Consider the following 12,444-nt stretch of genomic DNA (forward strand, 5'->3'; position numbering starts at 1 on the left):
ATCGAAAATCTACTCATACTAACTACTACAATCTGAAATTTCTACATTCTCCTAAACGTCTTCGAAACATTCAGCTATTTCAAAGGGGCTCAAAAAAAATCTGTTTTCGCAAAATACAATCCCATAATATTGTTCTGATTATTTTTTATTTACTTTGTAACATATTTCTTATCTTTTTTAATTGTGCTTCTTAATATTAAACACATAGGTTCATGAAAAAGTTTCACAAATATATCTTTTTTCTCATATTATTTTTCCAGTATTTTGTATCGAATTCACAAAGCACTGTTTATCAAATAGATATAACCAAAGAAATCGGGAGTACGACTTGGCGATATTTAAGAGCCGGTTTACACCAAGCCCAAGAACAAAATGCAAAAGCCGTCATACTACGGCTGAACACCTACGGGGGAACTGTCGTTCACGCCGATTCCATGAGAACAGCCATACTCAATGCACCCATTCCCGTCTATGCTTTCGTCGACAACAATGCCGCATCGGCAGGAGCACTCATCGCCATAGCCTGCGACAGTATCTATATGCGCAGCAGCGCAAGCATGGGAGCCGCTACGGTAGTCAATGAAACCGGAGCCGCCATGCCCGACAAATACCAGTCATACATGCGGGCGACCATGCGGGCGACGGCCGAGTCACACGGAAAAGACGAATCGGGAAACTGGCGGCGCAATCCGCTCATAGCCGAAGCTATGGTCGACGAAAGAGTAATCGTCCCCAATCTTTGCGATTCGGGCAAAGTACTCACCCTTACGGCAAACGAGGCCATCGCCCAAAAATATTGCGAAGGCATAGTCGATAACGTCGATGAGATCATTTCGCAAAAACTCCGGTACGAGACTTATACTTTACAAGAATTCAAACCCTCGCTCTTCGACGATATCGCCGGTTTTCTCACCCACCCCGCCTTTCAGGCTCTCATGGTAACGCTCATATTCGGCGGTATCTTCATGGAACTGAAAACACCGGGCATAGGATTGCCTTCGGCCATTGCCTGTACCGCAGCCGTACTTTATTTCACTCCACTTTACATCGACGGATTAGCCGCGAACTGGGAAATACTGCTTTTCGTCATCGGCATCATTCTGCTCATTTTCGAATTTCTCGTTATCCCCGGCTTCGGTATAGCCGGCATTTCGGGCTCCATTCTGATATTAGGAGCACTCATTTTGGCATTGGTCGGGAATGTCAATTTCGATTTCAACTTTGTTTCTGCCGCCGACATCAGCAAAGGAATAATAACTGTCATCTCGGGAGTCATTATTTCCGTAGCTTTACTCTTTTGGTTTTTCCAAAAAATCGGCAGTAAAGGCCCACTCGGACGTTTAGCCCTTCAAGCAGATCAAGCCACAGAAAAAGGATACATCGGAGTTCCCTCCGAATTACAAGAATATATCGGAAAAGAAGGACTCGCGGCAACCATACTCCGACCCTCCGGGAAAGTAACCATCGGCGACAGACAGTTCGACGCCGTAGCCCTTCACGGATACATCGAAAAAGGAGCGGGTATAAAAGTTGTCAAATACGAAAACGCGCAGCTTTATGTGATCGAAATCAAATAAAAAAACGTTATAAGAAATTCAATATGAAATTCATCGGTATTATTCCGGCTCGCTACGCCTCTACCCGATTCCCAGGGAAACCGCTGGCCGACATGAAAGGGAAATATATGATTCAACGGGTCTACGAGCAAGTCCGCAAAATCCTCGACAATGTATGTGTCGCCACTGACGATGACCGAATATTCAACGCCGTGAAATCTTTCGGCGGGAACGTTGTCATGACATCGGCCGAACACCGTAGCGGAACAGACCGTTGCTTCGAAGCCTACAATCGTCTGGGCGGAAACGAAGACGTAATCATCAACATTCAAGGGGACGAACCGTTTATCAAACCCGAACAGATCGAGAGCCTCATCGCTTGCTTCGATTCGCCTCAAACCCAGATAGCGACCCTTGTGCGCCCCTTCGAGGCAACCGAAGGTTACGAGGCCCTCGCCAATCCCAACTCTCCGAAGGTCATTCTCAACGACAAAAACGAAGCTCTCTATTTCAGCCGTTCGATAATTCCCTATATGAGAAATATATCCCCCGAACAATGGCCCGATAAACACGTTTACTACAAGCACATCGGCATGTATGGATACAGAGCCGACATATTGTCCCAGATCACCCAGCTACCCCAGTCGTCGCTCGAAATCGCCGAATCGCTCGAACAACTCCGGTGGCTGCAAAACGGCTATACGATTAAAGTGGGCATCACCACCCAAGAAACAATCGGTATAGATACCCCCGATGATTTACAAAAAGCACTCACTCTACTCTGAAAATTATGACGTTAGACCGAACAACGACACCGCCTGTCGGAACATTTCCGCCCCTATCCCTGCCCGCACCCGGTATCCATGCTTTATCGAACGGCATCGAAATCATCGCCTGTAATCGAGGTGACGAAGACGTGTGCCGCATAGACCTTATGTTCGAAGGAGGTTACTATACCGAACAGAAACCGGGCACAGCCGCCCTCACCTTATTGATGCTCAAAGAAGGCGCTGCGGGCAAAAGCTCGGAAGAGATAGCCGAATCATTCGACTACCACGGAGCATGGCTGCAAACCTCCGCATCGAGTCACTATCTCTATGTCACGCTCTACACGCTCAATCGGCATCTCGACACCTGCCTATCTCTGCTGGCAGACATCGTTACACGACCCGATTTCCCGGAAAAAGAATTCACCCGGCTCAAAGAACGGCGTCTCCAACAACTGCTCGTTCAGAAAGAAAAAGTAGACGTCCTCGCCTCCGAGACTTTTCTCTCTATGATTTTCGGGGACAAGCACCCTTACGGACGGGCTGCCACCCCCGACCATATAAACCATATCACAACCGAAGACCTCCGAGACTACCATCGGCAGCACATCGCTCCCGGGAAATGTCGTATCTTCATCGCCGGAAAAATCACCGGGAAACTTCTCGATAATTTGGAACTCCACTTCGGCCACACATGGAATGTACCCTCTGTCGATTCTGCGATAATCCCCGCTTTCCCCATACATCGTGCCGAAAATCCGATAATAGTCACCCACAAAGAAAACGCCCTCCAATCCGGAATCCGAATGGGACTGCCGGTCATCGGCCGGGAAAACCCCGATTTCTTCGCCCTGAAACTACTCTGCACTATACTCGGCGGATATTTCGGCAGCAGACTCATGTCCAACATACGGGAAGAAAAGGGCTATACCTATGGCATATCCTCCTCTATCGCCGCCATGCGATACGGAAGCTATTTAACCATATCGACCCAAACCGGAACCGAATTCACCCGCCCGCTCATCGACGAAGTCTTCGCCGAAATAGATCGCCTCAGAAACAAGCCCGTCCCGACCGACGAGTTCATCACCGTACAAAACTACCTGAGAGGAGACATGGCTCGTACCCTCGACTCCCCTTTTTCCATAGCGGACTACTACCTTTCATTGAAAGCCAACGATCTCCCGGTCGAATATTTTGCGCAGCAAGACGAAGCCATACGGCAACTGTCACCCGGAGATCTACTATCGGCAGCACAAAAATATCTCGTCCCCTCACAATTCTACATAGCCGTCGCCGGAGACAAGAACAAAATTCCCCCGCTCTCCCTACCTTGACAAATTCTTTCTCCTCTACCACGCCCCCTATTGTTACTCGACACCCCAATGCTACGGGGGGGTGGCATTAGCCATACAGAGGAGGTGGCACGTAGTAACGGAGGGGTTGAAAACGGTATCTCATCAGCCAGTTTATATTGGACATTTAACCCCCTCGCCCGATGGGCACTCCCCCTATACCGCTACGCGACACAGGGGGAGAGGGCTAAAATGCGCTTCGAATATTTTAAACTCCTCCATTGCCGTGCCCCGTAGCTTTATGGGGTATTTCTGTTTCACTATCGGAGACATTTAAAACTCTTCCCCTGTGTGGCGCCAGCCATATAGGGGAGGTGGCACGTAGTGACGGAGGGGTTGAAAACAGCCTCTCATCAGCCGGTTTATATTGATCATTTAACCCCCTCGCCCGATGGGCACTCCCCCTATACCACTGCGCGGCACAGGGGGAGAGGTTGAAAAGTGTCGCTTCGAATATTTTAAACTCCTCCATTGCCGTGCCCCGTAGCTTTATGGGGTATTTCTGTTTCACTATCGGAGACATTTAAAACTCCTCCCCTGTGTGGCGCCAGCCATATAGGGGAGGTGGCACGTAGTGACGGAGGGGTTGAAAACAGCCCCTCATCAGCCGGTTTATATCGGACAAATCACATTTTCACCATACGTTTGGGGGACCCGCTCCAAGAGCAACCCATACAATAAACTGTTTCAAGATCGAAACCATCGAGAGTCTCGCCCTCTTTGCGGGCAACGACTACCCCTCCATCGGTCACATACACCGCCCTACGCTCCCCCTTACCGTTCTTCACATACATCGAAGACACCTTACACTGCGGACAAAGCAATTTTCTCATCGTACAAATAGTTTACCCAATCGATACCGAATATACAAAAAAAGGACCTCGGAAAAAACAATTCTTCCAAAGTCCCTTTTTCAATCACTTATAAGAAATAATCCTTGACAATTACCTCTCACCCAGTTTCTCGTCCATATACAAAATACTGGCCTCGTCTTTACAACGTTTCAACTTCTCGACAATGCCCAAAGCCGTGGCCTCTTCTTCTACCTGCTCGCGCACATAGCCCCAGAGAAAATCTTGCGAAGCCTTATCCTTTTCGGAAGAAGCGACATTTACCAACTCGTCGATAAGAGAAGATACATGGCACTCGTGTTTATAAACATTTTCAAAAGCATCGAGCACACTCTCCCATTCCTGAGGAACGACATCTATCTTATCTACTTTGGCTACACCGCCGCGCTTCGATACATAATCGGCCAAGTCGTAAGCATGCTCCAACTCTTCCTGAGACTGTTTTCTCATCCAATTGGCAAATCCGTCATATCCCAATTTTTTGAAATAAAACGACATCGATAAATAAAGATTCGACGACCACATTTCAGCCGCAATCTGAACGTTAATAGCTTCTTGTAATTTCTGTGAAATCATAATGGTTTATTTTTATATGTTAATACTCATTTTCATTACATATTGATAATATACAAAAATTATACCATCACATAATAATAAGACTTTACCATAACCTAAAAATAAAAACCAAGACAATACAACCTCTTTAATGACATAATTGCAGAATCATTTTGTCCGAATTTGACATTCTTTGAGACGGATTATAAAACACCAAAATACATAGAATGCAACTACCAATAATCCTATAATAAAGCCAGCAAGAACCCACGATTTGACAGTAGAGTCGACACGTAACGCATCATCGTATCTACGGCTATCGGAGTAATTATTTATTTCAAGGTATAAAGCAACGCTCGCCCGGATTTTGTCATTGAGATTCTTGCAGGTTTTGTTTCAGCCCCTTCGCCCTACGGGCACTCCCTCCTATATCGATTGTTGCGATACAGAGGGAAAGGATTAAATGTGTTGCTTTGAACGGTCTTTTTATCTTTTCGGTTCTTTGTGAGTATTCCCCCCTTCTCCCCTGTGTGGCGCAGCAATATAGGGGAGAGACAGAGGAGCGGCAGCGACGAAGAGAGGGGTTAAAAAAGAAGCACATAGGATTTTTTTGTAGAACTAACCCCCTCGCCCGATGGGCACTCCCCCTATACCGCTGCGCGGCACAGGGGGAGAGGTTTAAAAGTGTCGCTTCGAATATTTTAAACTCCTCCATTGCCGTGCCCCGTAGCTTTATGGGGTATTTCTGTTTCACTATCGAAGACATTTAAAACTCCTCCCCTGTGTGGCGCCAGCCATATAGGGGAGGTGGCACGTAGTGACGGAGGGGTTGAAAACAGCCTCTCATCAGCCGGTTTATATTGGTCATTTACCCTCTTCTCTTATCCGCTAAAAGAACATTTCCGGCTAAAATATTCCGGCCTATGGAAGAAAACGAAAAAGGAAAGCATCGGGGAGAAAACAAAAAGCACCTGCGACCAAACGGACGCAGATGCTTATACATATATAAGATACAAATGATTACTTACTCAAAGCCTGAGCTACATCGACAGCACAAGCCACGGTACAACCCACCATAGGGTTATTACCGATACCGAGGAATCCCATCATTTCTACGTGAGCAGGAACTGACGAAGACCCGGCAAACTGAGCATCGCTGTGCATACGACCCATTGTATCGGTCATACCGTAAGAAGCAGGACCGGCAGCCATGTTGTCGGGGTGCAAAGTACGACCCGTACCACCACCCGATGCTACGGAGAAGTATTTTTTACCTTTTTCTACGCACTCTTTCTTGTAAGTACCGGCTACGGGGTGTTGGAAACGGGTAGGGTTCGTAGAGTTACCCGTGATAGATACGTCTACACCTTCGTGCCACATGATAGCCACGCCTTCGCGCACGTCATCGGCTCCATAACATTTTACTTTGGCACGTTCACCTTTGGAATAAGCTATTTCACGAACTACCTTCAACTCGCCCGTATAATAGTCGAATTGTGTTTGAACGTAGGTAAATCCGTTGATACGCGAAATGATTTGAGCAGCATCTTTACCAAGACCGTTCAAAATACAACGCAAAGGTTCCTTGCGCACCTTATCGGCCTTAGCGGCAATTTTGATAGCGCCCTCGGCTGCGGCGAACGACTCGTGGCCGGCAAGGAATGCAAAACACTTCGTCTCTTCGCGAAGCAGACGAGCGGCCAAATTTCCATGTCCGAGACCCACTTTGCGGTCATCGGCTACCGAACCGGGAATACAGAACGACTGCAAACCGATACCGATAGCTTCGGCTGCATCGGCAGCATTCTTACAACCTTTCTTCAAAGCGATAGCAGCACCTACCACGTAAGCCCATTTTGCATTCTCGAAACAAATAGGTTGTGTCTCTTCACAAGTTTTATAAGGATCGAGTCCATAAGATTCGCAGATAGCGTTAGCCTCTTCAATATCTTTAATACCGTTAGCGTTCAAAGCGGCAAGAATTTGCTTGATACGACGGTCTTGACTTTCAAATTTCACTTCTCTAATCATAGTAACTTCCTCCTTATTTTATTCGTGACGGGGATCTATATATTTCACTGCACCGGCCTCTTTGGTGAAACGTCCGTAAGTTCCGGTTACCTTCTTCAATGCCTCGTTGGCATCGGTTCCTTTCTTGATTTCGTCCATGAATTTACCCATGTGAACAAATTCATATCCGCAAATTTCATCGTTTTCATCAAGAGCAAGAGTTTTTATATAACCCTCTGCCATTTCAAGATAACGAGGACCTTTGGCCAATGTACCGTACAACGTACCTACTTGGCTGCGCAATCCTTTGCCCAGGTCTTCGAGACCTGCACCGATCATCAAACCGCCTTCCGAGAAAGCCGATTGAGTACGCCCGTAAACGATTTGCAGGAACAACTCGCGCATAGCCGTATTGATGGCATCACAAACGAGGTCGGTATTCAGAGCTTCCAAAATAGTTTTACCCGGAAGGATTTCCGATGCCATAGCGGCCGAGTGGGTCATACCCGAACAACCGATAGTCTCTACCAATGCCTCTTGAATAACACCGTTCTTTACATTCAACGTCAGTTTACATGCACCCTGTTGAGGAGCACACCAACCGATACCATGAGTCAAGCCCGAAATATCAATCACTTCTTTTGCCTTCACCCATTTTCCCTCTTCGGGGATAGGAGCCGGTCCGTGATTAGGACCTTTCTTTACAACACACATGTGTTCTACTTCGTGTGAATAAACCATAATTCGCTCTTTTTATTTGATGAGTATTTTTACGCTCTTTTCAGCGTTGCAAAGATAATTTTTTTTCTTTATGTAAGCAATAGCAAATTTATTTGTAACGGCTCAAAATAATTATATCGCGGTTCAATTGTTTTCAGAATAGTCAGAGGGAATAATGCCCATTTTTTTCATGAGAAAACAGGCGTTCATATTTTCGGCTATACCCGGCTGTAATCGATAAGAAAAAGTAAGTTCGTCTCCTTGTATAGCTGCCTCGAAACGATAATTGCTGACTTTTCCGGGCAGACTATCGGCAAGTTTGCCCAAAGCCAAATCATGAGTAGCGATAATTCCCGTTGCTCCGGCCCCGACCAACTGACGGATAAGAGCAAGCGAACCGGTCTGCTTATCGACCGAGTTGGTTCCCCGCAGTATCTCGTCGAGAATAATAAATAATTTCTCCCCACGACGTAAACGCAAAACGATTTGCTGCAAACGTTTCAATTCGGCAAAAAAGTAAGACTCGTTATCGGCAAGAGAATCAGAGGCCCGCAATCCGGTAAACAAAGGCAACGGAGTAAAAGTCATGCTATCGGCACAAACGGGAGCGCCCATGCAGCCGAGTAAATAATTGATTCCGATAGTCCTCAAAAACGTACTCTTCCCGGCCATATTGGCTCCGGTGATAATCTGGAAAGAAGCCTCGTTCATGGGCGCAACATCGTTACAGACGCGCTTCTCTCTCGGGATAAGCGGGTGTCCCAGAGCTTCGGCCTGCATAACCGGGGTGCGATCTTCCCGTATATCGGGAAATACATAGTCGGGGTGATTGTATCGAAAAGTTCCTAACGAGACATATACGTCGAACCGCGACAATACATCTATCCATTGCGTTATTTTTTCACGATTGTCACACAGCCATCGGTCGAGCGCGTTGATTTGCCGCAAATCCCAAAGCAGAAATCCGTTCAACAAGGCGAATCCTACGAAATTGTAGCGTTGGTCGAGATTGCTGAGCAAATGCCGTAAACGGGACACCCTCTGCGAGACAGAGCCGTTGCTGTCAACACACCGGCTTTGTAACTCACTCAATGGCTTGCACCGGAATCGCGTCCGCTCCATCATCTCGAACAGACGTGAATAACGAGAAAGCGATTGAAGCGTCCGGTTGAGCTGTTCTTGTATGCGGGTTACCCGTTTGGCAAATAGACCGGACAAAACCAACAAAAAAATGAAAACCGCCACGATCACATTCCCTGCGACCATTCCCGTTAACCATAAAGCGAATAAGGCAAGATAAACCGCAGGAACCGCATAAACCAGCCAACGCACAATCCGCCCCGTTCCGAACCGAGGCATTCCGGCAAGCCGTTCGATAGCCTCGGTATCTACCCGGCTCTCTCCCGAACAGCCCCCGTATGATTGAAAATCTATCCTGAAATCCGTATGGCAGGACATTTCCTCGACAGCCTCCTGCCTCTCCCGAATAGACGCAGTTTTCAAATCGGGGTGAAGCAACTCCCGGGACAACGCGACTCGCCCTACTGTCGTCGCTGTGCGATTGATATAGGCGAAGAAGGACCTCTCGCCGAAAAGGTCGAGGTCGAAGCTATAATCATGGGAAGGGTCGATGAATTCACTGCCCCCGTCGATTCCGTCGAAACGATATTCCAACAAGGACAATTCCCTATGAATAATCCGGTCCCGACAATCGACAAATTCTTTTTTCCGAAACCAGCGATCGTGCACCTGGGCCAACGACAGGAACAGAACGATTCCTATCAATACGGTTGTGCCCCACACCTCTACACCCTCATTTCTAAACAAATACACGATCAATGCCGCAACAACGACTACCGAAAGACGAAGAAAAGCAATGATACGAATATACATTTTTATCCGCTCCGTTTCCCGGCTGTTAGCTTGAAGTCGGGAACGGTAATCTCGCAGGACTTTTTCCATAATCACCAATGACAAAAAATGATTATACCCTCCACAAATATTTCATAATCAATCGATCGTAATCCTTAACCGATTCGCTCAATGCTTCATACGGTTTGATATAAGTATGGGCAAAAGATTCACGCTCTATCTTTCTTTTCCGTTCCTTGCCCAATCGTTGTATCTCCTCGTCTTCTCCGGAAGTTGTAGGACGATACCCCATAATCAGTTTCTCCATATTCCAACGATTGTGTTCCACTTCTGCCATCATCTCGATCAAAGCAGTATCTTCATCGAGATTTTCAGGTTCCGATTTTCCGAAACTTCTTCGCTTGGAAGGAATAGAGTGGGCATTGTAAACATTCGACCAACGATGCACGGTAGACAATTCTTCCCACAATGCCCTTGCCTCGATATCGTTCAATGTTTGCGGGAAAGGCTGTTCGGGAGTTATTTTATGATAAATAAAGTTTATCCGCCGTACCCGTTTCATGCAATCGTCGTCTATGTCATAGCACTCGTCCAACATGCCGAACGCCCTCAATTTACCGTATTGATGAGCTTTTCGTATCAATTCGATGGTCGAGCAGGAAACATTCTGACGCACGAGTATCGAATGAGCCTTTTCATACACGAGCCGAGGCATATAAAGTGCCGTAGCGATACTCTTTTGAGGAATTTCGAAACAGATAGCGATAGTCAACAACCGTCCGTCTTCCTCCTCTGCCCAATGTTGTAGCAACTCTTGTATCGGACGGCTCTCGACAGAACCTTTGATAAATTCAAACTCTATGTCGGTAAACTTATCATCGGTATTCGGGTTGGCATAACTCTTAGCTGGCTCTACCGTATCGATAACTCGATAGTCGCACATGTCGAACAAAGAGTTGTATCTGCCCCGCAACCGATCGAACTCGGTGTCGGCATTCATGTCGATAAAAGAGATTCGAGTCCGTTTACTCCGGTCTCGAAGGAAATTGGGATAATGGGCGATATGAGCGGCTTTCACCCCCATGGCGATTCCCATGCTGGTCATTCCCACAATGACGAGATGGACGTATCGGTTGCTGTCATAACCGATTCCGTCACCGTCGATAGGTACATAGCGTATGACTTCCGAACCTTTGTCATGCGGAGTATACAGACCTCGCACCAACACCTTCTCCGCCCAAGTTTCATAAAAATTAAACGGCAGAAAATCGATAAGCCTTTCGCTCAATCGATCGAAAGTCTGCGTTAATTTCAATAATTCCTCATTCTCCGCACCGTCTTTATATTTTTTTTGGAAATGCACCAGCCATTGCTTCTCAGTCTTCTTCGGAAGTTGAAATATAGATTCTATATCATACCGTTGAAATACGGCAAAGGTCGATTGAGCTTCGAAAAGCACATTACATTTTTTACAACGGCTCTGTATTTGCGCTACCAACATGCGCAACTCCTCTATATCCCGAGGCTCTTTTCCTATTGCGTTCTTTTCCCGCAAAATCCTATTAATGAGAGCTGCACATTCGATATTGATCGAGTCATGATCGGTTTCATTCTCCTCGCCCAACAAAAATATCTCTTTACAATCCGGCAAATGCAGTTTCTCCAAATCCTCCCGCGAATCGCGGCCCCCGTGCAAAATTATCGTACGACGGTCGATAGAAGCATCAAGTTTGGACAACAACTCGTGACGGGCAGAATCGACACTACCCGAAGTCTGAATGACAAACAAATAAGGCGTATGATCCGACTGTTCGGCCACACTCTTTTGATACAACTGTTTGATAAGCCCGATAGCCATCTTATCGAACCCTATAATCACATAATGATTCCTAAATTTATAGCCTATCTGACCCTCCCTCGCACGCTCTACCCGGCGGTCGATAATATTCGAGAAAATAGAGATGAGCAAACCGCCCATCAGTGCAGACCCGGTGATCGAAATAAGGAATGCAAGGAAACGATTCCACGTCCCTTCGACGACATACTGATTGCCGGGATCGGCAAAATGATAATAGACATCGACAAAAATATTACGTGGGTCGTTCTCCTTAATAGTAAGAATACTGCCAGTAAGCCATTCGATTACGATGAACAAAAGAATAGCAGCAACGATAACACCCAGTAAAAAAAGCAATTGCCATTTGATACCCGATGACAAAATTCGGTCTATACCGATAACCGGGTGTCTGAAAAAATCCTTCATCGCCCCGAAAAATTCTTTTAGTCTTTTCATCTCTTCTTCACAATATCGAATCCCAACGCTTGTATCAGTTTAAGCGTCCCTATCGCTGTGTTGCGATCGTAATCTTTTTCTATTTCAGGTAATTCCTCATAAGGCACGAGACAGGGATGAGTCTTCTTCTCGTCGTCCCGTCGCGCTCCGTAAGTCCACCCTTCGGACAAACGAGATTGCGACCACACCTCATGAACATTTTTCGCCATTACCTCGACCAACTCCATAAGTTCCTCCGGTAGTTTTTCCCGGCTGGTATCCGTCGGAGCCGGAATATACTTTTCGCGTTTCATCGTCATACTGTATTATCCAAGTTATTTTCCCCAAAGATAGCATAAGGCAAGTACAGGACAAAATGAACATGCAAAATACTTTCGGTCCCCACCTGCAAAACCTCATGATAACATCACAAAACTCCTCCTCTGCCGTGCCCCGTAGCATTACGGGGTGTTTTGTAACGCAAAA

Annotated in this window: 10 protein-coding genes; 3 read left to right on the forward strand and 7 right to left on the reverse strand. The window is 46.6% G+C overall.

The window, feature by feature from the left end; translation table 11 throughout:
* The first annotated feature begins 212 nt into the window (after positions 1-212).
* Genes NBH06_RS02500 through NBH06_RS02510 form a run of 3 tightly spaced genes read left to right on the forward strand, consistent with a single transcriptional unit; the run spans position 213 to position 3,660 of the window.
* A complete protein-coding gene (locus tag NBH06_RS02500) occupies positions 213-1,577 on the forward strand; it encodes an NfeD family protein (protein WP_046409738.1) in 1,365 nt (454 codons plus the stop codon).
* Positions 1,578-1,600: 23 nt separating this feature from the next.
* Positions 1,601-2,341 (forward strand): 3-deoxy-manno-octulosonate cytidylyltransferase, encoded by a 741-nt coding sequence (kdsB, locus tag NBH06_RS02505; RefSeq protein ID WP_195331556.1) that lies wholly within the window; start codon positions 1,601-1,603, stop codon positions 2,339-2,341.
* 5 nt (positions 2,342-2,346) lie between these two features.
* Positions 2,347-3,660, forward strand: a complete 1,314-nt coding sequence (locus NBH06_RS02510; protein ID WP_250792611.1) for a M16 family metallopeptidase — start codon at positions 2,347-2,349, stop codon at positions 3,658-3,660.
* A gap of 644 nt (positions 3,661-4,304) precedes the next feature.
* On the opposite strand, the gene NBH06_RS02515 is transcribed toward NBH06_RS02510, so the two are convergent.
* From NBH06_RS02515 to NBH06_RS02545, 7 genes are all read right to left on the reverse strand, one after another.
* Positions 4,305-4,511: a hypothetical protein gene (locus NBH06_RS02515; RefSeq protein ID WP_008861170.1), complete on the reverse strand. Its 207-nt coding sequence runs from the start codon at positions 4,509-4,511 to the stop codon at positions 4,305-4,307.
* 111 nt (positions 4,512-4,622) lie between these two features.
* Complete coding sequence (locus tag NBH06_RS02520; RefSeq protein ID WP_008861171.1) at positions 4,623-5,105, reverse strand: ferritin; 483 nt, start codon at positions 5,103-5,105, stop codon at positions 4,623-4,625.
* 999 nt (positions 5,106-6,104) lie between these two features.
* Positions 6,105-7,115 (reverse strand): GGGtGRT protein, encoded by a 1,011-nt coding sequence (locus NBH06_RS02525; RefSeq protein ID WP_008861172.1) that lies wholly within the window; start codon positions 7,113-7,115, stop codon positions 6,105-6,107.
* Positions 7,116-7,133: 18 nt separating this feature from the next.
* Positions 7,134-7,835, reverse strand: coding sequence for an iron-sulfur cluster assembly scaffold protein (locus NBH06_RS02530; RefSeq protein WP_008861173.1), 702 nt, complete (start codon positions 7,833-7,835; stop codon positions 7,134-7,136).
* A 123-nt stretch (positions 7,836-7,958) separates the two neighbouring features.
* A complete protein-coding gene (locus tag NBH06_RS02535) occupies positions 7,959-9,776 on the reverse strand; it encodes a MutS family DNA mismatch repair protein (RefSeq protein WP_250792612.1) in 1,818 nt (605 codons plus the stop codon).
* A gap of 22 nt (positions 9,777-9,798) precedes the next feature.
* On the reverse strand, positions 9,799-11,979 hold the full coding sequence (locus tag NBH06_RS02540; RefSeq protein WP_195493026.1) for a hypothetical protein: 2,181 nt from the start codon (positions 11,977-11,979) through the stop codon (positions 9,799-9,801).
* Positions 11,976-12,278, reverse strand: coding sequence for a RyR domain-containing protein (locus tag NBH06_RS02545; protein ID WP_157260323.1), 303 nt, complete (start codon positions 12,276-12,278; stop codon positions 11,976-11,978). Before NBH06_RS02545 ends, NBH06_RS02540 begins: the two co-directional genes overlap by 4 nt.
* Positions 12,279-12,444 lie beyond the last annotated feature (166 nt).

The organism is Barnesiella sp. B2-R-119, from assembly GCF_023656675.1.
Lineage (GTDB): Bacteria > Bacteroidota > Bacteroidia > Bacteroidales > Barnesiellaceae > Barnesiella > Barnesiella intestinihominis.